This is a genomic window from Enterococcus sp. S183_ASV_20 (genome assembly GCF_018919685.1).
Classification (GTDB): domain Bacteria; phylum Bacillota; class Bacilli; order Lactobacillales; family Enterococcaceae; genus Enterococcus; species Enterococcus faecalis.
In genome coordinates, this window is the sequence record NZ_JAHLRI010000008.1 from 23,268 (window position 1) to 45,280 (window position 22,013).

The window sequence follows — 22,013 nt, forward strand, 5'->3', positions numbered from 1 at the left end:
TAAAATATGCATGAGTAAAAGTGAGGTGAAACAACAATGGTCGCATTTATTATTTATTGGGCTGCAATTATTGCCTGCATCGCTTGGGGCGTTTTAAGCATTTGGTTCTCTGTTTTTTATCTTTCTCGTAAAGAAAACGGAAATCTTTGGGCTTTTGCGTTCTTCAACGTTATCGCTATTATCGCCTTAGCAATTGTTTTATTAGTTTACAAAACTTGGGATTTCGGTATCTTAACTTACTCAAGTCTAATTTATACAATTTTAGCTTCTTTAGGTGTATTGACTGTTCTTCAAGCTATTTTAGGTCGTGAACCAAAAGCTGTCAAAGCTTAAGTAAAAAGCAACTGTTCCTTTAGGAATGGTTGCTTTTTTCGTATTAGTTTCTATTTCGTAGGGAAAATGTTACGCTAATTTCATGCTGTTTGTGTCCTCTTGATAAATTCCTTTGCTGGAACATATTGACTTTCTTCTGGATTTATCCTAAAATTAATAACTGAATTTAATAACTGAATAGTGCCTCAAAAAAGAGGTAGAGGTCGCGGTTTTTATTACGCTTGTGGAGTGAGAGGACACTGGGAAGCAAGTTTAGGATCAATCGCCGAAATGCATAACGGAGCCTCTTCTGTTGTGTGTTGGGACGTAAGTTAAGAGCTTGCGGACTGTCTTAGTAGTGATGCTAAGTTGTGCTATGTTTCGTTGAGGAATTTTTTTCGACATTACCTAGCAACCTTACATCTGTTTGGTTGTTTTTTTGTATTCAAAAATAGGTTGTGACAGAAGTATTCTCCTTTAAAAAGACAGAATCGCTTTTGCTCAGCTGATTATCAAAGCTTGTTGATTGAAAAAAGACAAAACGATCAATCAGACAAGAAATTTAAAGGAGAGAAAAAGATGAACAAAAAAGTTTTTTCATTCAGTCTACTACTTGTCACGCTATTTTCGTTACTTGGCATGACAACCAACGCTTCGGCGGAGGAAAATGGTGAATTTCGTGTCGGCATGGAAGCTGGCTACGCCCCTTTTAACTGGTCACAGAAAAATGACGCACATGGCGCAGTGCCTATTCAAGGCAACTCTTATGCAGGCGGCTATGATGTTCAAATTTCTAAAAAAATTGCCGATGGTTTAGGTCGTAAATTAGTAATCGTCCAAACCAAATGGGATGGCTTGGCGCCCGCCTTACAATCTGGAAAAATTGATGCCATTATCGCCGGAATGAGCCCAACCGCTGAACGAAAAAAAGAAATTGCTTTTACAAACCCTTATTATGAATCACAATTTGTCGTAATTGTAAAAAAAGATGGCAAATACGCTAATGCAAAAAGCTTGAAAGATTTAGCTGATGCTAAAATTACAGCTCAACTAAATACATTCCATTACGGATTAATTGATCAAATTCCAAATGTCAATAAACAGCAAGCAATGGATAACTTTTCAGCTATGCGAACAGCACTTGCTTCTGGCATGATTGATGGGTATGTTAGTGAACGCCCTGAAGGCATAACAGCAACTAGTGTCAATAAAGAATTAAAAATGTTAGAATTTCCAAAAGAAAATGGCTTTGATGCTAGCGCTGAAGACTCGCAAGTAGCAGTCGGCATGCGTAAAGGCGATCCAGACATTGAAAAAGTAAACAAAATTTTAGCAGGTATTTCTCAAGATGAACGGACAAAAATTATGGACCAAGCAATCAAGGATCAACCTGCAGCAACAGATAGTGATGAACAAAAAACAGGACTTATTAACGATTTCAAAAATATTTGGAATCAATATGGCGACATGTTTTTACGTGGTGCTGGTTTAACGCTATTTATCGCGTTAATTGGGACAGTTGTCGGAACAACCCTTGGTTTACTAATTGGTGTCTTCCGTACAATTCCAGATTCTGAAAACCCAGTCGCTCGTTTCTTCCAAAAATTAGGAAATTTAATTCTTTCTATTTATATTGAAGTTTTCCGTGGTACACCAATGATGGTTCAAGCAATGGTTATTTTCTATGGTTTAGCTCTAGCTTTTGGCATCTCTTTAGACCGAACAGTGGCCGCATTATTTATCGTTTCTGTGAATACTGGTGCCTATATGTCTGAAATTGTTCGCGGAGGTATTTTCGCAGTAGATAAAGGACAATTCGAGGCAGCACAAGCGATTGGGATGACCCATGGACAAACAATGCGTAAAGTCGTTATTCCCCAAGTATTACGTAATATTTTACCTGCAACAGGGAATGAATTTGTCATTAATATCAAAGATACAGCCGTGTTAAGTGTTATCGGTGTCGCAGATTTATTCTTCCAAGGGAATGCTGCTTCTGGCGCAAACTTCCAGTTCTTCCAAACCTTTACAATTGTCGGCATCATGTACTTGGTAATGACTTTTGTGATTACACGAATCTTACGTGTTGTGGAACGTAAAATGGATGGCCCTTCTGCTTACGTTAAAGTAGAAGAATTAACTGAAGAAGGAAAAGAAAGCTAGGAGGCAAACAGATGAGTGCAATTATTGAAATTGAACATTTACGAAAAAGCTTTGGCGAAAACGAAGTATTAAAAGATATCAATATGAACGTCAATAAAGGAGAAGTTGTCACCATTATCGGTTCTTCTGGTTCTGGTAAATCAACGTTACTACGTTGTATTAATTTGTTAGAAAAACCAACAGATGGCAAAATCATCTATAATGGTAAAAATGTTTTAGAACGTGGTTATAGTTTGCCCAAATATCGGACCCATTTAGGCATGGTTTTCCAATCATTCAATTTATTTAATAACATGAATGTCTTAGAAAACTGTACTTCTGGTCAGATGACTGTCCTAAAAAGAAACAAAGAAGAAGCCAAAAAAATTGCCTTAGAAAATTTAGAAAAAGTTGGCATGGCTCGTTTTATTGATGCCAAACCTGCTCAATTATCTGGTGGACAAAAGCAACGGGTAGCCATTGCTCGAGCATTATCAATGGATCCAGATGTTTTACTTTTCGATGAACCAACTTCTGCATTGGATCCTGAAATGGTTGGCGAAGTGCTAAAAACGATGAAAAATCTTGCCCACACTGGGCTAACAATGGTGATTGTAACACATGAAATGGAATTTGCGCGGGACGTATCCGATCGTGTTATTTTCATGGATAAAGGTGTCATTGCCGAAGAAGGGACCGCTGAAGATATTTTTGTCCATCCAAAAGAAGCTCGAACAAAAGAATTCTTACATCGGATTCTAACGAAAAACTAGTAAAAAAGAGGCAGTCATTCTGGTTAGAGTGACTGCCTCTTTTGTTATTTTTTGTATTGACGAATCATTGGCGGTTCATAGGAATCAATAAATGCACCAATTTCTTCTAAGGAATCTGAAATGAAAATTTTAGCTCGATCCGCCGCTGTTAAGAAATTAGTTTCTACCATTTTATCAAAAAAAGCAGCTAATAAATCATAGTAACCATTCACGTTGTATAAAATACAAGGATTCATATGTTCACCGACTCGGCCCCAAGAGATCACCTCGCTAATTTCTTCTAGCGTGCCGGGCCCACCGGGTAAAGCTAAATATACATCTGCCAATTCAATCATCTTTTTCTTACGCGCATGCATATCGCTAACTGTATGCATCTTTGTAATGCCATTATGTGCAATCTCCCGCTCCATTAAAAAAGTGGGCATAACACCAATTACCTCTCCACCTTCTGCTAAAAGCGTGTCAGCCACCGTACCCATTAGACCAACATTGCCGCCGCCATAAACTAGATCATAGTGATTTTCTTTCATCCAAGAGGCTAACGCTACTGCAGCTTGCTGATAGATTGGCTCATTCCCCAGACTGGCGCCACAATATACTGCCATTTTTTTCACAAACATACCCTCCATTTAGATAGATTCTTTTTTACCATCTATCCTCTGGTAGCTATGGTAGCATATTTTGATTTTATCGAAAAGGTGCAGCCATTTTTCTTTTCGTTTTAAAAGTATTTGAATTTTCAGACAATAAATGCTATAGTCTTTTTATATTTTAAAATTTCAGAAAAAGGAGCCCTATTATCTTGTCTACCTCACTCACTATTCGCTTAGTTGCCGAAGCAGATTGGCCCGCATTACATGCCTTGGACCAAATCATTTGGACAAAAAAGAATACCCCTGCCGAGATACAACCACTCTCGCTTGCGGCATATCAAGAAAAAATGAAAGATGAAACGATTTTCGTTGCCATCAGCGGACAACAACTTGCTGGATTTATTGAAGTCCACCCGCCCACTTCGTTAGCAGCTCATCAAAAGCAATGGCTACTAAGTATTGGCGTTTCGCCAGATTTCCAAGGTCAAGGGATTGGTGGTTCTTTGTTGTCGTATGTCAAAGATATGGCTCAGATAAGCGGGATTCATAAGCTGAGTTTGCGAGTAATGGCTACCAATCAAGAAGCCATTCGATTCTATGAAAAACATGGTTTTATGCAAGAAGCACATTTTAAAGAAGAATTTTATATAAATGGACACTATTGTGATGATTATCAGTATGCTTATTTCATAGAAAAATAAGAAAACCAATGTTTTCTATAAAAACTGGTTGCTCTCTGTTTCTTCTTCTGTTATTTTAAATAATAAGACAATATTAAGGAGTGTGAATCTATGCAAAAAAAGTTAGTTTGGCGTGATTATCTATACGTTGGTTCAATGTTATTCGGTTTGTTTTTCGGTGCTGGAAATTTAATTTTCCCTGTACATATGGGACAAGAAGCGGGGGCTTCCGTCTTTTTAGCAAACTTGGGCTTCTTAGCCACTGGAATTGGCTTACCTTTTCTTGGTGTCATTGCTATGGGTGTTTCTAAAAGTTCAGGTGTTTTTGACTTAGCTTCTCGGATTAATCGTCGTTATGCTCTTATTTTTACCTTACTATTATATTTAACGATTGGTCCTTTCTTTGCTTTACCAAGGTTAGCAACTACTTCTTTTGAGATTGGTCTTGCACCATTTGTTCCTAAAGACTTGCAATGGCTGGTTCTTGCTGGCTTTTCCGCATTATTTTTCTTAGCTGTTTGGCTCTTCTCTAGAAAGCCAAGTAAAATCTTAGATTATGTGGGTAAATTTTTAAATCCGTTATTTTTAGCATTGCTAGGAATTTTGATTGTTTTAGCCTTTGTAAAACCATTAGGTCATGTGGCCAGTGCCGCTGTTGGTGAAAATTATATTTCAAGTCCTTTTTTTAAAGGATTTACAGAAGGTTATAATACGTTGGATGCTTTAGCTTCATTAGCTTTTGGGATTGTTGTCGTTTCCACTTTACGAAATATGGGCGTCGAAAAACCAGGAGATATCGCTAAAGGAATGATTAAATCAGGTGCTTTCAGTGTTGTATTGATGGGGATTATCTATACCTTACTTGCTTATATGGGAACAATGAGTATCGGGGCTTTTCCAATCAGTGAAAACGGCGGGATTGCCTTAGCCCAAATTGCTAATTACTATTTAGGCCTACCAGGGAGTATTTTACTGGCTTTTATCGTAGTTCTTGCTTGTTTAAAAACCGGTATCGGCTTAAGCACAGCCTTTTCTGAGACTTTTGAAGAAATGTTTCCGAAAGTTTCCTATCAAAAATTCTTGGCAATTGTTGTTATTTTACCAGCTATTTTTGCAAATGTTGGCTTAACCAACATCATTCAATTTGCCGTTCCAGTCTTGATGTTCCTTTATCCATTGGCGATTACTTTAATGCTTTTGGTAATCATCAGTCCTATTTTCAAACATCGACGGGAAGTCTATCAAGCAACGACCTATATCACATTGATTGCTGCTGTTTTAGATGCATTAAATAGCTCCCCCGCCTTTATCAAAGATACGGCGTTTGTAACAACGCTTTTAGAAAAAGCCGGCCAATACTTACCATTGTTCACTATTGGCATGGGCTGGGTCGTTCCAGCAACGGTTGCTTTTCTAATTAGTTGGGTTTGGGTCATGATTTCTAAAAAAGATCCTATCCTTGATTAATTCTTACCAAAACGACACTAGAAAAAATGCGGAAGCGCATCTTTTCTAGTGTCGTTTTTATGTATATTCGTTGTACCAAACTCTTGACTATGGTAAATTGAAGTTACCAACAAGTACTGGAGGAAATTGCCCATGTTAGTTACAACAACCGAGAGAATTAGCGGTCAAGAATATGAAATTATTGGAGAAGTTTTCGGGTTAACCACACGTTCTAAAAATATGTTTAAAGATTTAGGTGCTGGACTAAAAAGCGTAGTTGGCGGTGAAATCAAAGGTTACACTGATATGCAACGAGAAGCACGCGACCAAGCAATCGAACGTTTAAAAGCAGAAGCCTCTAAATTAGGTGCAGATGCCGTTGTGATGATGCGTTTTGATTCTGGCACAATTGGCACAGACATGCAATCTGTCGTGGCTTACGGAACAGCTGTTAAATACATCTAAATTTTGCAACTAAAAAGACGCAGACCTTTTCTTGTAAGGTCTACGTCTTTTTAGTTTTCATATTTCACTTCTGCTAAATACAATCCTTCTGGATGAGCAGTCGGACCTGCTAAATTTCGATCTTTGGCTGCGATAATTGCTGGAATCGCGGTTGGTTCCAGCCGCCCATTGCCGATTTTCAATAGCGTACCAACTAAAATCCGAATCATTTTGTACAAGAAACCATCGCCCCGAAAAGTGAATGTTAATTCATCCCCCGTTTTATTGACATGAACACTGGCTTCATGAATAGTTCGGACTTTATCTTCTACCGAACTTCCTGAGGCACAGAAAGAGGTAAAATCATGGGTGCCTAATAAATCAGGCAAAGCTTGTTGGATTTTTTCGAGATCAATGGGATACGGAAAATAACTAGCATAAAAACGTCGAAATGGACTTCGCGGTTTGCCAATATCCACTTTAAATTGATAGGTTTTTTCGATCACGTGATAACGTGCATGAAAGTCTTCTGAAACACGTTCCACGCTGCGCACAGCAATGTCTTCTGGTGTTTGTGTGTCTAACGCAAAGCGCATTTTTTCCAACGGACGTTCCTGCGGATAATCAAAGTGAATCACTTGGCCCATTGCATGAACACCTGCATCTGTTCGTCCTGAACCAAAAACCGTCACGGAGTGTCCGTTATTCATGCGTGCTAACGTTTTTTCTATTTCTTCTTGAACGGTACGCTCATTAGGCTGCTTTTGAAAGCCATGAAAATGAGTGCCATCATAGGCAATGATTGCTTTATAGCGGGGCATAATTTTTCTTCACCTTTTCTAAGTTCTTAATACAAATAAGCCAATGGTTAACAAGACAAAGCCAAACATTACTATTGTATCTCGTAGGTGCCAATGAAGAATGCGGTATTTTGTCCGTCCTTCGCCACCTTGATAACCTCTTGCTTCCATGGCAGTCGCTAAGTCTTCCGCACGATTAAAACTACTTACGAAAAGCGGAATTAAAAGTGGAACAATAGCTTTCATTTTTTGAAGTAAGTTTCCTTCACCAAAATCAACACCACGGGCACGTTGGGCATTCATAATCTTTTCCGTTTCATCCATTAATGTTGGGACAAAACGTAAGGCAATTGATAACATCAATGAAACTTCATGAACTGGAAATTTCACCACACGAAGTGGGCGTAACAAATATTCAATCGCATCTGATAACTCTAATGGTGCCGTCGTTAAAGTTAATAACGTTGACATGAAAATAATTAAAACAAAACGACAGAAAATAAACAGCCCATTCGTCACACCAAACTGGGTAATGGAAATAATTCCCCACTGAAAGTACACTTCGCCCCCTTGTGTAAACAAGGTTTGAAGAGCCACAGTAAACAGAATTAGCCATAATAATGGCCGAACACCGCGGATAAAGAAGCGGGCGCTGATTTTTGATAATGAAATAGCAAAAGCAGTAAAGGCTGCTATTAAAACATAACTCTGCCAATTATTTGCTAAAAAGATAATCCCAATAAAATAAAAACTAGCTAATAATTTTGCACGCGGATCTAAACGATGGATAAAAGAATCGCCTGGAATATAACGCCCAAAAATCAATTTATTCATCATTTTGCCTCACCTGCTTCCTGCATTTTTTTCAGAAGCTGATCGGCTAATTGATCGGCCGTTAATGGTAATTGCTCAAAAGAAAAGCCTTTTGCCACTAATTTTTCAGCAAATTCGGCTGCAGTTGGCACACCTAATTGTTTTTCTTTCAACCATTGTGTCTCTTGAAATACTTCTTGTGGTGCTCCCGCTCGGACGATTTGTCCTTTTTCTAAAACAATCACATGATCTGCGTAATTAGCCACGTCATCCATCAAATGTGTTACTAAAACGATGGTCATATTGTGTTCTTTATGCAGACGGCTAAACATCTCCATCATTTCTTTACGACCCTTAGGATCCAAACCAGCAGTCGGTTCGTCTAATACTAAGACTTCTGGTTCCATCGCTAGCACACCAGCAATTGCGACACGGCGCATTTGACCACCTGATAACTCAAACGGAGAATGTTGTAAGTATTTTTCATCTAAGCCGACTAAATCAAGCATTTTCTTAGCTAATTTTTTCGCTTCTTCGTCTGAAACACCAAAGTTTTTCGGTCCGAAAGCGATGTCTCGCTCCACTGTTTCTTCAAACAATTGTGCTTCTGGAAATTGAAAAACGATCCCAACTTTTTTACGAATTGGTTTTAAATTCTTATTATCAGTTTCTGGCGTAATTACACGCTCTCCAATTGTCACTTGGCCTTTAGTTGGTTTCACCAAAGCATTCAAATGTTGTAATAACGTTGATTTGCCACTGCCAGTATGTCCGACAATCGCTGTATAAGAGCCGTCTTGAATCGTTAAATTAATATCGAATAATGCCCGTTGCTCAAAAGGAGTATTGGGTTGGTAAGTAAAATCTACTTGTTTAAAACGGATGTCCATAACCAATCCACCATCCCTTCTTCTGTTAAATAATTCGTTGGCACAACAACGCCGCGCTCTTTCAAAGCTACTTTTAATTTTTCAGGAAACGGTAAATCCAAGCCCATTTCAACAAGCGCTTCTCCTGCAGAAAAAATCTTTTCTGGTGTTCCTTCGTTTGTCAATTGTCCTTGGCGCATCACTAAAATACGATTCGCATTAGCCGCTTCATCAATATCGTGGGTAATAGAAATAACTGTTAAATTGCTTTCCTCTTTAATCTTTTGAATGGTAGCAATTACTTCTGCACGACCTTCTGGATCTAACATACTTGTCGCTTCGTCTAAAATAATAATATCTGGTCGCAAAGCAACCACACCAGCGATAGCTACTCGTTGTTTTTGGCCGCCAGATAGCCGAGCAGGTTCTCGCTTGGCAAAATCTAACATACGAACCCGTTCTAATGCATCGTGAACACGTTCGACCATTTCATCACGCGGAATACCTTGATTTTCTAAACCAAAAGCCACATCGTCTTCGACTGTTGAACCGACAAATTGGTTATCTGGATTCTGAAAGACCATTCCTACCATACGCCGGATATCCCAGACGTTTGCTTCATTTAATTCTTTGCCGCCAACTTTGATAGTCCCAGCAGCTGGCAGTAACAGCCCATTGATCGTTTTGGCTAACGTTGATTTACCAGAACCATTATGGCCAATAATAGCGACCCATTCGCCTTGTTGAATGGAAAAAGACACATCTTTTAAAGCGGGAGAAGCATCTTCTGGTTGATAATTAAATTGGATATTATTTAGTTCAATGATTGGTTGCATCGCGTACTCCCTCAATCTATTTATTCTTTCTAACACTACCAAAAAAGTAGCGTTTTTTCAATCATCTGTTCTGATTCTTCACACTATTTTTTATTATACCAAAAGAACGGTCATTATGGGAGCTCTTATCTGTCTTGACAGGTCTATTTTTCATAAAAATAACTTCTTGTTCTCATAAAACAAGAAGTTACTGATTTTCTTTTAAAAATGTGTCTTCAAATATTCAAACGCATATTGGGCATATAACTCAGCACCCATTGCCATCGCATCTTCATCAATATTAAAACGACCATGGTGATGTGCCCATTCCGTATCTTTCTCTGGATTACCACTTCCCACTAAGGCAAAACAACCAGAAGCATGTTCAGTATAATAACTGAAGTCTTCACCACCGGTTGTCGGCTCTTCTTGTCTTAAGGCCGCTTCACCAAAATTTTCCTTAATTAGTGTTTGAGCAAACAAGGCATCTTGCTCATCATTAATCACTGGCAATGTTCCATATTGATAATCTAACGAAGCCGTCCCACCGTAGATAGCGGCTGTTTGTTCCGCATAGCGTTGCAGCGCCTGTTCTACTCGATTACGCGTTGCTACACTAAAGCAACGAACCGTTCCTTCTAAACGTGCATTCTCAGCAATCACATTAAAACGGGTCCCCACATCCATCCGTCCAATCGTGACAACTACTGGATCTAAAGGATCTGTCTCCCGAGAAACAATCGTTTGCAAATTCATCACAAAAGAAGAAGCTATGACTGCCGCATCAATACAAGCGTTTGGCATGGCACCATGGCCACCACGGCCTGTAAAATCAACAGAAAAAATATCTGCGGATGCGAAACTTGAGCCCACTCGACACGAAGCGGTTCCTACAGGCATTTGTGACCAGATATGTAAGCCAAATACATCATCAACACCGGTCATTGCGCCTTGCGCAACCATTGCTTTAGCACCTTGCGCATTTTCTTCAGATGGTTGAAAAATTAACCTTACTGTTCCCTGAAGTTCTTCTTGGATTTCTTTTAATACTTTAGCTGCTGTTACTAACATCGCGGTATGGGAATCATGCCCACATGCATGCATCTTGCCAGCTTCTAAAGATTTATAAGCTAAATCTTCATTTAATTCCTGTACAGGTAAGGCATCCATATCCGCCCGCAGCGCAATCACTCGGCCTGGTTTGCCGCCCACAATTTCAGCAATTAAACCCGTCGGTTCTGTTTTGCGATAAGTAATTCCTAATTGATCAAGAACTGCCGCGACTTTTTCTGTCGTTCGAAATTCTTCAAATTGTAATTCTGGATGTTGGTGTAAATCCCGTCGAAAAGCAATCATTTCTTGTGCATGCTGCTTGACTAGTGCTTTGATTTTTTTCATACTTACGCCCCGTTTCTACAAACTTAATAAAATACTTGAAAAAATACCCGCTAAAATAACCGAAACAATAGTGACTGTTACGAAACCTGCCACTAACATCGGTGGCATTAAATGGCTCGTTAAAGCCGCCTGTTCTTGTTCATCTTCTGTCAATGATTGAATCACTTCATTCGTAATAATATAATCGGCTGGAAAGCCATATAAAGCTGTCAACGAAACAGCGAATGCCATCTCTTTACTCACACCTAATACACGACCAACAATTGCTGAAAAGATGTACATCCCGATAACACCAATCACAATAATCCCAATCATTGGTAAAAATAAATCCATCAACATTTCAGGTGTGGCTTGCTTTAAGCCATCAAAGACAAAAAGCATTAACCCTAAAATCGCAAAACCAAAGCTATTTGCTTTCTGCAATGGTTGCTTTTCTAAAAAGCCTAAAGACGTTGCAATCACGCCAAAACATAAACACAGCACAAAAGGACTAATCGTCACAAACGGTGCCGTCCACACAGAAACATAATAAGCAAGTGTGGCAACTAAGGCTAAACGTAAAATTCGTGAATAATCTGTATGATATCGTTTGGGTACTTTTTCAAATAGTTTAGGCACATCTGGTTCTGCTCCTGTTTCTTGCCCCTCTTGTTCATGAACCGGCTGCCATGTCCCTGCTCGATATTCTTGAAGCTTCCGCTTTCCTTCTTTTTTTAGAACAATTGAAGTTAAGGGATAACCTGCAAACCCTTGAATGACATAAATTAAAATTGCCAAAACCGAAAGTGAGGCTAAACCAGCTGATTGAGCCGCTTCTGACATTACTAATGAAGAAACTAAACCTCCTACTAACGGCGGGATTGCAACTAAAACTGTTTTTAAATCAAAAACAAAAGTCCCCACAGCTAACAACAAGGCAATAATGCCCAGAATACCTGACAAAGCAATCACAATCGTTTTCCATTGATTAACCAATTCTTTAACAGAGAGCAGAGTGCCCATATTAGTAATCAACAGATACATTAATAAAGTGGCAACCACTGTAGGAATCCCTGCCACTTCCACAATATTTTGTGGAAAAATAGTCCAATAACCAAGAATAAATAAAACACCACAAACAAAAACGGATGGAATCCACGCTTTTGTTTTGATAGAAACTACATCACCAATGTATAAAATAACCATCAGCAACGAAAAAGCAAACATTTGCGACATATAATTCCCCCTTCTACTAACTCAGATTGTTTAATTATCTGAAAATTCCAATTAATAATCAGTATAACAAACCGGAAAAGCTTCTGCAATGCTTTTAAGAAACAAAAAAGCTTTGAGAAAACAGCGTTTTCCCAAAGCAAAAAAAAATCACCTTTATATGATGAGTGCTCCCCTGCTAAAGCCATCTTTAGCAGGGAAAGCAGAGCTAGACTCGGAGTCGCCTCCAACATCATAACACTCTAAAAGAAACATCTATAAAGTGATCGGTTTATTAATTATTTAACAAATTCGATAACTACCATTGGTGCTGCATCGCCGCGTCTTGGTTCTGTCTTCAAGATACGAGTGTAACCACCTTGGCGTTCCGCGAAACGAGGTCCTAAATCGTTAAATAGCTTTTGTAAAGCTGATTCAACAACGATAGACTCATCTTCTTCACGAACACTAGCAACTTCATTACGAACGAAAGTAGCTGCTTGACGACGTGCATGAAGATCTCCACGTTTACCTAAAGTAATCATTTTTTCTACAGTTGAACGTACTTCTTTCGCACGAGCTTCAGTAGTTACGATGCGTTCGTTGATGATTAAATCAGTTGTAATATCACGTAGCATAGCTTTACGTTGGCTTGATGTGCGTCCTAATTTACGGTAACTCACGTTGGGTTCCCTCCTTCGTTTCTGTTCTCACGAGCCACTGCTGTTAAGCAGGACTGGAAACTTCGTAAAAGTCTTAATCGTCCTTACGTAATCCTAATCCTAGATCATGCAATTTAAGTTTTACTTCTTCAAGAGATTTACGACCTAAATTACGTACTTTGATCATTTCTGGTTCAGATTTGTTTGTAAGTTCTTGTACAGTATTAATGCCTGCACGTTTTAAACAGTTATATGAACGAACTGATAAATCAAGTTCTTCAATCGTCATTTCTAGCATTTTCTCTTTTTGAGTTTCTTCTTTTTCCACCATGATTTCAGCGTTTTTCGCTTCGTCAGTAAGGTTTACAAAGATATCTAAATGCTCAGTCATGATTTTCGCAGCTAAACTTAGTGCTTCTTGAGGAATGATTGAACCATCTGTCCATATTTCCATTGTTAATTTGTCGAAATCATCACGACGACCAACACGTGTATTTTCTACTTGGTAGTTAACACGACGAACGGGTGTGTAGATGGAATCAACTGGAAGTACACCGATTGGCATATCTTCTTTTTTGTTTTCGTCTGCTTGAACATAGCCACGACCAGGTTTCACTGTTAAGCGAGCATGGAAAGTAGCTCCTTCAGCAACACTACAGATAACTAAATCTTTATTTAGGATCTCAACATCACTGTCTACGATAATATCGCCGGCAGTCACGGTAGCGGGTCCTGTAATATCGATCTCAAGGGTTTTCTCTTCTTCAGCATATAATTTCAATGCTAAGCCTTTAATATTCAAAATAATTTGTGTTACGTCTTCTCGTACACCTGGAATGGTTGAGAATTCGTGTAAAACACCATCGATTTGAATATTCGTAATTGCAGCTCCTGGTAAAGAAGACAATAAAATACGACGTAGAGAGTTACCTAAAGTAGTTCCGTAACCGCGTTCTAATGGTTCAACGACGAACTTACCATAATCTCTATTTTCATCAATTTTTTCGATTCTTGGTTTTTCAAATTCAATCATTCTTATCTATACCCCTTTCAAAACGAAAAGTGTCTTGTTCAATGACGTTCCTAATTCAAACTCAGAATGAGTGGCGCTCATTAAACACGACGGCGTTTTGGAGGGCGGCATCCATTATGAGGAACTGGAGTCACGTCACGAATTGCAGTCACTTCTAAACCTGTTGCTTGTAATGAACGAATTGCTGCTTCACGTCCAGAACCAGGTCCTTTAACTGTTACGTCTACAGTTTTAAGTCCATGTTCCATTGCCACTTTAGTTGCGGCTTCTGCAGCCATTTGAGCGGCAAAAGGAGTTGATTTTTTGCTTCCTTTAAAGCCTAATGATCCTGCTGATGACCATGCTAATGCATTACCATGTGTATCAGTAATCATTACGATTGTATTGTTGAATGTAGAATGGATATGTGCTACACCTGATTCTATATTCTTTTTGACACGGCGTTTACGACTAACTTTTTTTGCTGCCATGAAGTTCTAACCTCCTTCACTTAGGAATTATTTTTTCTTGCCTGCTACTGTTTTAGTAGGGCCTTTACGAGTACGTGCATTATTTTTCGTGTTTTGTCCACGAGTTGGTAATCCACGACGGTGACGGATTCCACGGTATGAACCGATTTCCATCAAGCGTTTGATGTTTAAGTTCACTTCACGACGAAGATCCCCTTCAACTTTTAACTTATCAATTTCCGCACGAATCGCATCTGTTTGTTCGTTTGTTAAATCACGTACACGAACATCTTCAGATACGCCAACGTTTGCTAAAACTTTTTTAGCTGTAGTGTTACCAATACCATAAATGTAAGTAAGAGAAACTACTACACGTTTGTCACGAGGGATGTCTACTCCTGCAATACGAGCCATTATTCGTTACACCTCCTAATTATCCTTGACGTTGTTTATGTTTTGGATTTGCTGGGCAAATAACCATAACACGTCCTTTACGGCGAATTACTTTACAATGTTCACACATTGGTTTTACTGATGGTCTTACTTTCATGATAATACCTCCTGTGGTTTTACGGAGTACAATTATTTAAAGCGATAAGTAATACGGCCACGCGTTAAATCATACGGTGATAATTCAACTGTTACTTTGTCACCAGGTAAGATACGGATGTAGTGCATACGGATTTTACCTGAAACAGTAGCAAGAACTTGGTGTCCATTTTCTAGTTCGACTTTAAACATTGCATTCGGCAAAGTTTCGACGACTGTACCTTCGACTTCAATCATATCTTCTTTTGCCACGCACAGTACCTCCTTGTACTTGTTTCGCGTTTTCACACGATAAAACGGCGGAAACTCCAGCTCCCACCTAGAAATTCTCAACTAACTTCGTTATTCATTTTGATGTCACAAAACTGTAGAAGTCGGACTGATATATTCTACCATATTTAGTTATGTTTTGGCAAGAGAAACTGAATACAACAACAGGGTTAAACTGCGGGCAATTGGAAATTAGTTTTCGTCAATGATTTTTTTCACATCAGAAAAAACAGTATCGATTTCGCGATTGCCATCGATTGTATGCATCAAGCCTTGTTCTTTATAGAAAGCTAAGATTGGTGCGCTACTTTCAATGTTGACTGCCAAACGATTTTTAACCGTTTCGGGCTTATCATCTTCTCTTTGGTAGAATTCATGTCCGCCACAGCGATCACAAGTGCCTTCAACTTTTGGCGGGTTGAATAATTTATGATACGTTGCGCCACATGTGCGACAGATGAATCGTCCAGCTAAACGCTCGATTAATACATCTTCTTCTACATGGATGTCAATGACAGCATCAATTTTTTTGTTTAATTCTTTAAGCATTGTATCTAATGCTTTTGCTTGATCCAGTGTACGTGGGAAACCATCTAATAGGAATCCTTTGTCTGTGTCTGGTTCAGCAAGGCGTTCTTTAACAATTCCGTTTGTTACTTCGTCAGGAACCAGTTCACCTTTATCGATATAAGATTTCGCTTCTAGGCCCAAGGCAGTTTCATTTTTCATTGCTGCACGGAACATATCTCCAGTAGAAATATGTGGAATGCCATACGTATCAATGATTTTTTCTGCTTGGGTGCCTTTACCTGCTCCAGGTAATCCCATTAAAATGAGGTTCATATATTCTCCTCCTAATTTTAAAGACCGGCTTATGAAGCTAGCCATATGTGAGAATGGTGCTGAGGTAAAACCTCAACACTCGATTCTTACTTATTGATAAAGCCGACATATTGACGTTTCATCATTAATCCTTCTAATTGTTTCGTTGTTTCTAATGCAACCCCGATAACGATTAGTAAACTTGTTCCACCTAAACCGATTGATTGAGGTAAGTTCCAAACCATTTGCGCAATGATTGGAAGTAAAGCAACAAGTCCTAGGAAAATTGAGCCGACAACACTTAATCTCATTAACACGCCAGATACATATTCTTCTGTACCTTTACCTGGTCGCACGCTTGGAATGTAGCTTCCTTGTTTTTGTAAGTTTTCCGCTAATTTCTCAGGGTTTACTTGAACAAATGCATAGAAGAACGTAAACGCAACGATTAGGACAGTATAGATGATTGCCCCTGGAACTGTGTTATAACTGAAGATTTTTGTCATAATGTCATACCAATTTTCACCAGCGAATTTTGATGAGAAAGCTTGTAAAATGGCATTTGGTGTTGCAATTAACGAGCTGGCAAAGATAACTGGAATAACCCCAGCAGCATTTACTTTTAACGGTAAATAACTACTTGTTGGTGCACCAGAAACACGTTTTGTATATTGGATTGGAATCTTACGCTCTGCTTGTTGGAAGAACGTTACGACTGTAACAATCACCAAAATAGCAATAACTAAGATTGCAATGAAAATAACAGATTGCCAAATACGAGAAGACTCGATATTGACGAAGTAATCTTCATAGATTTCTTTGACTGCTCCTGGCAAACGAGAAATAATCCCGGCAAAGATAATCATTGAAACACCATTTCCGATTCCTTTTTCTGTAATTTGTTCACCCATCCAAGTCACAAACATCGTCCCAGCAGTTAAAATAACTGCAATCATCACAAAGGTACCTAAGGTTGGATTGTTGACAATCCCAGTTTGACTTAAGCTATTAAAACCAGCAGTGATCCCCATTGACTGAGCCACACCCAAGACAATCGTTAGATATCTTGTTGCTTGATTTAATTTCTTACGCCCTACTTCCCCTTGTTTTGACCATTCTACAAATCTAGGCACAATATCCATTTGCAATAGTTGAATAATAATAGAGGCTGTAATGTATGGCGAAACCCCCATCGAGAAGATAGAGAAGTTTTGCATGGCACTACCACTCACCATATTCAACATATTCAAAAAGGGTAAGCTACTTAAATCAGACAATCCCTTTGCATTCACCCCGGGCACAGTAATGTGCGCACCTAGGCGAAATACAAACAAGATTAAAACTGTAAATAAGATTTTTGATCTAATGTCTTTGACTTTAAAGGCGTTCTTTAATAGCTTGAACAATTAGATCACCTCGATTGAACCACCAGCAGCTTCGATAGCTTCTTGTGCTGATTTCGAGAATTTAGCTGCTTTCACAGTTAATTTTTTCGTTAACTCATCATCTGCAAGAACTTTGATTCCCGCTTTTTCGTTTTTAACGATTCCTGCTTCTTTTAGGACAACAGGAGTTACTTCTGTTCCATCTTCAAAACGGTTTAAAGTATCTAAGTTCACAACAGCGTAATCTTTACGATTAATGTTTGTAAACCCACGTTTTGGTAAACGACGGAATAATGGAGTTTGACCCCCTTCAAATCCTAAACGAACACCACCGCCTGAACGGGCTTTTTGCCCTTTTTGTCCACGGCCAGCTGTTTTACCATTACCAGATGAAGTACCACGTCCAACACGGTTACGTACTTGGCGTGAGCCCTCAGCAGGTTTTAATTCATGAAGTTTCATAGGTTTGGCACCTCCTTAAGCAATCTTCTATTACAAATCTATAAATCTTAAACTTCTTCTACGTCCACTAAATGTGAGATAGTGTTAACCATACCTTTGATTGCTTCATTGGCAGGTTTTGTAACAGTACTATTCACTTTACCTAAACCTAACGCTTTAACTGTAGCACGTTGGTTTTGAGGACGTCCGATAACACTGCGTTTTAAAGTAATTTTTAATTCAGCCATTATTTTTGTCCTCCTTAACCGATAATTTCTTCTACAGATTTACCGCGAAGTGCTGCCACTTCTTCGGCACGTTTTAATTGTTTTAGACCTTCAACAGTTGCGCGAACAACGTTAATAGGTGTGTTTGAACCTAGTGATTTAGATGTAATATCTGCTACACCAGCTAATTCCAATACGGCACGAACTGGTCCACCAGCAGCTACCCCAGAACCTTCTACTGCAGGTTTCATAAGGATACGGCCGCCACCGAATACGCCAATTACTTCGTGCGGGATAGTAGAACCAACCATAGGCACTTCAACTAAGTTTTTCTTCGCGTCTTCGATTGCTTTACGGATAGCTTCAGGTACTTCTTGTGCTTTACCAGTACCGAAACCAACGTGTCCGTTTTTGTCACCGACAACAACTAAAGCTGCGAAACGTAAACGACGTCCACCTTTAACAACTTTTGTTACACGGTTGATCGCTACAACGCGGTCTTCTAATTCCAAATGTTTTGGATCAATATAAACCATGAATGGTGTTCCTCCTTCTCCTAAAATTCTAGTCCATTTTCACGAGCAGCTTCAGCTAAAGCTTGCACGCGGCCATGGTAAAGGTATCCACCACGGTCGAAGACTACTTTTTTGATGCCTTTTTCAGCGGCACGTTCAGCAACTAGTTTACCAACAGCTGCAGCTGTTTCTGTTTTTGTTCCACCTGAAATTTCTTTATCCAAGGCAGAGGCACTTGCTAGCGTCACACCCGCTACGTCATCAATGACTTGCGCGTAGATGTTTTTGTTAGAACGGAAAATGTTCAAGCGTGGGCACTCAGCAGTACCAGAGATTTTGTTACGTACACGACGATGTCTCTTTTGACGTGTTTTGTTTTTATCTGGTTTTGTAATCACAATTTTCACCTCTTTGATTTAATGTTTACTACTAATATTTCAAGCAGTCAGCAGATTACGGAAAAGAGAAGCTGGCAGACAAGACAAAAGCATTTTATTGGAAAAATCCCATAAAATGACAGTTGCTTGTTGTTGACTTCTGTTTTCTACACAGCTGTTATTATTTACCAGTTTTACCTTCTTTACGGCGTACAAATTCACCAACATAGCGAATCCCTTTGCCTTTATAAGGTTCTGGAGGACGAACGCCACGGATGTTAGCAGCTAATTCACCAACAACTTCTTTGTTGATGCCTTTAACGATAACTTGTGTGTTCGCAGGTACTTCAAATGTTACGCCTTCTGGTGCTGTCATTTCGACAGGATGAGAATAACCAACGTTTAAAGTTAATTTGTTGCCTTGTACTTGGGCACGGTATCCGACCCCGATAAGTTCAAGTGCTTTTTGGAAACCTTCAGAAACACCAACAACCATGTTGTTGAAGTTTGCACGAGTTGTTCCGTGGATTGTTTTCATTTCTTTTGAATCGTTTGGACGAGTGAATGTCACTTCGTTTCCTTCGATGTTCATTTTGATATCAGAAGAAAATTCGCGTGTTAATTCACCTTTAGGTCCTTTAACTGTAATGTTGTTTCCGTCTTGCTTGATTTCAACACCAGCAGGAAGAACAACAACTTTATTACCAATACGGCTCACTTAGAGACACCTCCTTGTGTATTTTTTAGAATTACCATACGTAGGCGATTACTTCGCCGCCGATATTTTTCGCTCTAGCTTCTTTGTCAGTAATTACACCCTCTGATGTAGAGATGATTGCAATTCCTAGACCGTTTAATACTTTTGGTACTTCGTCAGCTTTTACGTATGCACGTAAACCTGGTTTAGAAATACGTTTTAAGTTTGTGATAACACGTTCTTCGTTTTTACCATATTTTAGGAAAACACGGATTACGCCTTGTTTGTCATCTTCGATGTATTCTACGTCGCGGATAAATCCTTCACGTTTCAGGATTTCTGCGATATCACGTTTGATTTTTGAAGCAGGTACTTCTAAAGTTTCATGTTTAACCATGTTCGCATTACGAATGCGAGTTAGAAAATCTGCAATTGGATCTGTCATGACCATTGAACTATTTACCTCCTTTATGCGAGTTTACTTGTTTACCAGCTAGCTTTCTTCACGCCGGGAATTTGACCTTTATAGGCAAGTTCGCGGAAGCAAATACGGCAAAGATGAAATTTACGATAAACTGAATGTGGACGTCCACAACGTTCACAACGAGTATAAGCTTGTGTTGAATGTTTAGCAGGACGTTTGTTTTTAGCAATCATTGATTTTTTAGCCACGTAGTTCGCCTCCTTATATTATTTTTGGAATGGCATACCTAATTGTGCCAACAATTCGCGAGACTCTTCGTCAGTGTTCGCTGTTGTAACAATTACGATGTCCATACCGCGTACTTTATCTACTAAATCATAATCAACTTCTGGGAAGATTAATTGTTCTTTAATACCTAAAGTATAGTTACCACGACCATCGAAAGCTTTTTTGCTGACACCGTGGAAGTCACGTACACGAGGTAAAGAAACTGTTACTAATTTATCTAAAAATTCGTACATTCTTTCGCCGCGTAGCGTTACTTTCGCACCGATTGGCATTCCTTCACGTAAACGGAATCCAGCGATAGATTTTTTAGCTTTTGTGATAAGTGGTTTTTGACCAGTGATTAATGCTAATTCTTCAACAGCTTTGTCTAAGTTTTTAGCATTTGATACTGCATCACCCACACCCATGTTGATAACGATTTTATCAACTTTAGGTGTTTGCATAACTGAGCTGTAATTAAATTTTTCCACCAATGATGGTGTTACTTCTTTAATATATTTTTCTTTCAGGCGGTTCATTCAGTAAGCCCTCCTTCCGCAATTTTTATTTATCTAAAACTTCACCTGTTTTTTTAGAAACGCGGACTTTTTTGCCGTCGACTTCTTTAAACGCAACTTTAGTAGCTTCTCCGTTTGAAGGATCAATCACCATTACATTAGAAACATGAATTGGCGCTTCCACTTCAAGGATTCCACCTTGTGGGGCTGCTTGGTTTGGTTTTTGGTGTTTTTTAACGACGTTGACACCTTCAACGATAACTTTATCTTGTTTAGGAAACGCTGCTAAGACAACGCCTTCTTTGTTTTTATCTTTACCAGTGATAACTTTTACTTTATCGCCTTTTTTAACAAACATTACTGTTTCGCACCTCCTTTAACGTGGGCTCGAGATTATAATACTTCTGGTGCTAGAGAAACGATCTTCATGAAGTTGTTTTCACGTAATTCACGTGCAACTGGTCCGAAGATACGTGTTCCGCGTGGGCTTTTATCGTCACGGATAATTACCGCAGCATTTTCATCAAATTTGATGTAAGAACCGTCAGCACGACGAGCGCCAGATTTTGTACGAACGATAACGGCTTTAACTACTTCACCTTTTTTAACAACCCCACCTGGCGTTGCTTGTTTGACAGTAGCAACAATAACGTCACCGATGTTAGCAGTTTTACGACCAGATCCGCCTAGGACTTTGATCGTTAAAATTTCACGTGCGCCAGAATTGTCAGCGACTCTTAAACGACTTTCTTGTTGGATCACGATGTGTATCCCCCTTTCAGATTTTGTGCTTCAATCTATTAGGAAATTCTCGTTTTATTAGATAATAACTGCTTCTTCGACTACCTCTAGTAAACGGAAACGTTTTGTAGCTGATAATGGACGAGTTTCCATGATTTTTACGATGTCTCCAACTTTCGCTGTGTTGTTTTCATCATGCGCTTTATATTTTTTAGAATATTTCATACGTTTGCCATAGATAGGGTGGTTTTTCTTTGTTTCAACGACAACTGTGATTGTTTTATCCATTTTGTCTGATACCACGCGACCTTGGTAAACTTTACGTTGATTTCTTTCTTCAGTCATACGCGTTTGGCCTCC

33 protein-coding genes and 1 riboswitch are annotated in these 22,013 nt (G+C 39.0%); of the genes, 6 read left to right on the forward strand and 27 right to left on the reverse strand.

Annotated elements, in window-relative coordinates:
* The first annotated feature begins 36 nt into the window (after positions 1 to 36).
* The 3 genes from KQI94_RS04520 (at position 37) to KQI94_RS04530 (ending at position 3,227) form a co-directional block, all read left to right on the forward strand.
* On the forward strand, positions 37 to 333 hold the full coding sequence (locus KQI94_RS04520; RefSeq protein WP_002356244.1) for a hypothetical protein: 297 nt from the start codon (positions 37 to 39) through the stop codon (positions 331 to 333).
* Between the two features lie 189 nt (positions 334 to 522).
* A riboswitch (Lysine riboswitch) is annotated at positions 523 to 697 on the forward strand.
* Positions 698 to 891: 194 nt separating this feature from the next.
* Positions 892 to 2,475, forward strand: coding sequence for an ABC transporter substrate-binding protein/permease (locus tag KQI94_RS04525; RefSeq protein WP_002381368.1), 1,584 nt, complete (start codon positions 892 to 894; stop codon positions 2,473 to 2,475).
* 11 nt (positions 2,476 to 2,486) lie between these two features.
* Positions 2,487 to 3,227, forward strand: coding sequence for an amino acid ABC transporter ATP-binding protein (locus KQI94_RS04530; RefSeq protein ID WP_002356242.1), 741 nt, complete (start codon positions 2,487 to 2,489; stop codon positions 3,225 to 3,227).
* Between the two features lie 44 nt (positions 3,228 to 3,271).
* Here the strand turns inward: KQI94_RS04530 and KQI94_RS04535 are convergent, their stop codons facing one another.
* Entirely contained in the window at positions 3,272 to 3,856 is a 585-nt protein-coding gene (locus KQI94_RS04535; RefSeq protein WP_002390257.1) for a TIGR00730 family Rossman fold protein, read from the reverse strand.
* A gap of 173 nt (positions 3,857 to 4,029) precedes the next feature.
* Here KQI94_RS04535 and KQI94_RS04540 point away from each other — a divergent pair, with 173 nt between their 5' ends.
* The 3 genes from KQI94_RS04540 to KQI94_RS04550 all read left to right on the forward strand — a co-directional run bounded on the left by KQI94_RS04540 (position 4,030) and on the right by KQI94_RS04550 (position 6,411).
* Entirely contained in the window at positions 4,030 to 4,521 is a 492-nt protein-coding gene (locus KQI94_RS04540; RefSeq protein WP_002368553.1) for a GNAT family N-acetyltransferase, read from the forward strand.
* Between the two features lie 90 nt (positions 4,522 to 4,611).
* Positions 4,612 to 5,967, forward strand: a complete 1,356-nt coding sequence (gene brnQ, locus KQI94_RS04545) for a branched-chain amino acid transport system II carrier protein (protein WP_002356239.1) — start codon at positions 4,612 to 4,614, stop codon at positions 5,965 to 5,967.
* 132 nt (positions 5,968 to 6,099) lie between these two features.
* Positions 6,100 to 6,411: a heavy metal-binding domain-containing protein gene (locus KQI94_RS04550; protein ID WP_002381365.1), complete on the forward strand. Its 312-nt coding sequence runs from the start codon at positions 6,100 to 6,102 to the stop codon at positions 6,409 to 6,411.
* A gap of 50 nt (positions 6,412 to 6,461) precedes the next feature.
* On the opposite strand, the gene truA is transcribed toward KQI94_RS04550, so the two are convergent.
* From truA to rpsQ, 26 genes are all read right to left on the reverse strand, one after another.
* Entirely contained in the window at positions 6,462 to 7,211 is a 750-nt protein-coding gene (truA, locus tag KQI94_RS04555; RefSeq protein WP_002368555.1) for a tRNA pseudouridine(38-40) synthase TruA, read from the reverse strand.
* Positions 7,212 to 7,229: 18 nt separating this feature from the next.
* Complete coding sequence (locus KQI94_RS04560; protein ID WP_002373841.1) at positions 7,230 to 8,027, reverse strand: energy-coupling factor transporter transmembrane protein EcfT; 798 nt, start codon at positions 8,025 to 8,027, stop codon at positions 7,230 to 7,232.
* Positions 8,024 to 8,893, reverse strand: coding sequence for an energy-coupling factor ABC transporter ATP-binding protein (locus tag KQI94_RS04565; protein WP_002381364.1), 870 nt, complete (start codon positions 8,891 to 8,893; stop codon positions 8,024 to 8,026). Before KQI94_RS04565 ends, KQI94_RS04560 begins: the two co-directional genes overlap by 4 nt.
* Entirely contained in the window at positions 8,869 to 9,708 is an 840-nt protein-coding gene (locus KQI94_RS04570) for an energy-coupling factor ABC transporter ATP-binding protein (RefSeq protein ID WP_002359354.1), read from the reverse strand. The genes KQI94_RS04565 and KQI94_RS04570 overlap by 25 nt, the downstream gene beginning before the upstream one ends.
* 201 nt (positions 9,709 to 9,909) lie before the next feature.
* Complete coding sequence (locus KQI94_RS04575) at positions 9,910 to 11,085, reverse strand: amidohydrolase (RefSeq protein ID WP_002368556.1); 1,176 nt, start codon at positions 11,083 to 11,085, stop codon at positions 9,910 to 9,912.
* Between the two features lie 15 nt (positions 11,086 to 11,100).
* Positions 11,101 to 12,300 (reverse strand): DUF819 family protein, encoded by a 1,200-nt coding sequence (locus KQI94_RS04580; RefSeq protein WP_002356229.1) that lies wholly within the window; start codon positions 12,298 to 12,300, stop codon positions 11,101 to 11,103.
* Entirely contained in the window at positions 12,270 to 12,530 is a 261-nt protein-coding gene (locus tag KQI94_RS16775; protein ID WP_002390254.1) for a hypothetical protein, read from the reverse strand. The genes KQI94_RS04580 and KQI94_RS16775 overlap by 31 nt, the downstream gene beginning before the upstream one ends.
* Before the next feature lie 45 nt (positions 12,531 to 12,575).
* Complete coding sequence (gene rplQ, locus KQI94_RS04585; protein ID WP_002356228.1) at positions 12,576 to 12,959, reverse strand: 50S ribosomal protein L17; 384 nt, start codon at positions 12,957 to 12,959, stop codon at positions 12,576 to 12,578.
* 73 nt (positions 12,960 to 13,032) lie between these two features.
* A complete protein-coding gene (locus KQI94_RS04590) occupies positions 13,033 to 13,971 on the reverse strand; it encodes a DNA-directed RNA polymerase subunit alpha (RefSeq protein WP_002356227.1) in 939 nt (312 codons plus the stop codon).
* 80 nt (positions 13,972 to 14,051) lie between these two features.
* Positions 14,052 to 14,441, reverse strand: coding sequence for a 30S ribosomal protein S11 (gene rpsK / locus KQI94_RS04595; RefSeq protein WP_002356226.1), 390 nt, complete (start codon positions 14,439 to 14,441; stop codon positions 14,052 to 14,054).
* 27 nt (positions 14,442 to 14,468) lie between these two features.
* On the reverse strand, positions 14,469 to 14,834 hold the full coding sequence (gene rpsM, locus KQI94_RS04600; protein WP_002356225.1) for a 30S ribosomal protein S13: 366 nt from the start codon (positions 14,832 to 14,834) through the stop codon (positions 14,469 to 14,471).
* 19 nt (positions 14,835 to 14,853) lie between these two features.
* Positions 14,854 to 14,970 carry a 50S ribosomal protein L36 gene (gene rpmJ / locus KQI94_RS04605; RefSeq protein ID WP_002288710.1) on the reverse strand — a complete coding sequence of 39 codons (117 nt, stop codon included), beginning with the start codon at positions 14,968 to 14,970 and terminating at the stop codon, positions 14,854 to 14,856.
* Positions 14,971 to 15,002: 32 nt separating this feature from the next.
* The gene (gene infA, locus KQI94_RS04610) at positions 15,003 to 15,221 is read right to left on the reverse strand and encodes a translation initiation factor IF-1 (protein ID WP_002356224.1); all 219 of its coding nucleotides are present in this window, start codon (positions 15,219 to 15,221) and stop codon (positions 15,003 to 15,005) included.
* A 210-nt stretch (positions 15,222 to 15,431) separates the two neighbouring features.
* Positions 15,432 to 16,082 (reverse strand): adenylate kinase, encoded by a 651-nt coding sequence (locus KQI94_RS04615; RefSeq protein ID WP_002356223.1) that lies wholly within the window; start codon positions 16,080 to 16,082, stop codon positions 15,432 to 15,434.
* A gap of 86 nt (positions 16,083 to 16,168) precedes the next feature.
* Positions 16,169 to 17,467 (reverse strand): preprotein translocase subunit SecY, encoded by a 1,299-nt coding sequence (gene secY, locus KQI94_RS04620; protein ID WP_002359350.1) that lies wholly within the window; start codon positions 17,465 to 17,467, stop codon positions 16,169 to 16,171.
* On the reverse strand, positions 17,468 to 17,908 hold the full coding sequence (gene rplO, locus KQI94_RS04625; protein WP_216454325.1) for a 50S ribosomal protein L15: 441 nt from the start codon (positions 17,906 to 17,908) through the stop codon (positions 17,468 to 17,470).
* 47 nt (positions 17,909 to 17,955) lie between these two features.
* A complete protein-coding gene (rpmD, locus tag KQI94_RS04630; protein ID WP_002356220.1) occupies positions 17,956 to 18,135 on the reverse strand; it encodes a 50S ribosomal protein L30 in 180 nt (59 codons plus the stop codon).
* A gap of 14 nt (positions 18,136 to 18,149) precedes the next feature.
* Positions 18,150 to 18,650 carry a 30S ribosomal protein S5 gene (rpsE, locus tag KQI94_RS04635; protein WP_002356219.1) on the reverse strand — a complete coding sequence of 167 codons (501 nt, stop codon included), beginning with the start codon at positions 18,648 to 18,650 and terminating at the stop codon, positions 18,150 to 18,152.
* Positions 18,651 to 18,670: 20 nt separating this feature from the next.
* Positions 18,671 to 19,027: a 50S ribosomal protein L18 gene (gene rplR / locus KQI94_RS04640; protein WP_002356218.1), complete on the reverse strand. Its 357-nt coding sequence runs from the start codon at positions 19,025 to 19,027 to the stop codon at positions 18,671 to 18,673.
* A gap of 160 nt (positions 19,028 to 19,187) precedes the next feature.
* The gene (gene rplF / locus KQI94_RS04645) at positions 19,188 to 19,724 is read right to left on the reverse strand and encodes a 50S ribosomal protein L6 (protein ID WP_002356217.1); all 537 of its coding nucleotides are present in this window, start codon (positions 19,722 to 19,724) and stop codon (positions 19,188 to 19,190) included.
* A gap of 31 nt (positions 19,725 to 19,755) precedes the next feature.
* Positions 19,756 to 20,154 (reverse strand): 30S ribosomal protein S8, encoded by a 399-nt coding sequence (gene rpsH / locus KQI94_RS04650; RefSeq protein WP_002356215.1) that lies wholly within the window; start codon positions 20,152 to 20,154, stop codon positions 19,756 to 19,758.
* A gap of 35 nt (positions 20,155 to 20,189) precedes the next feature.
* Positions 20,190 to 20,375, reverse strand: a complete 186-nt coding sequence (locus tag KQI94_RS04655) for a type Z 30S ribosomal protein S14 (RefSeq protein WP_002356214.1) — start codon at positions 20,373 to 20,375, stop codon at positions 20,190 to 20,192.
* Between the two features lie 18 nt (positions 20,376 to 20,393).
* Complete coding sequence (rplE, locus tag KQI94_RS04660; RefSeq protein ID WP_002356213.1) at positions 20,394 to 20,933, reverse strand: 50S ribosomal protein L5; 540 nt, start codon at positions 20,931 to 20,933, stop codon at positions 20,394 to 20,396.
* A 25-nt stretch (positions 20,934 to 20,958) separates the two neighbouring features.
* Entirely contained in the window at positions 20,959 to 21,270 is a 312-nt protein-coding gene (gene rplX / locus KQI94_RS04665) for a 50S ribosomal protein L24 (RefSeq protein ID WP_002356212.1), read from the reverse strand.
* Between the two features lie 35 nt (positions 21,271 to 21,305).
* A complete protein-coding gene (rplN, locus tag KQI94_RS04670; protein ID WP_002356211.1) occupies positions 21,306 to 21,674 on the reverse strand; it encodes a 50S ribosomal protein L14 in 369 nt (122 codons plus the stop codon).
* Positions 21,675 to 21,731: 57 nt separating this feature from the next.
* Complete coding sequence (gene rpsQ, locus KQI94_RS04675) at positions 21,732 to 21,998, reverse strand: 30S ribosomal protein S17 (protein ID WP_002359348.1); 267 nt, start codon at positions 21,996 to 21,998, stop codon at positions 21,732 to 21,734.
* Positions 21,999 to 22,013: the final 15 nt, after the last annotated feature.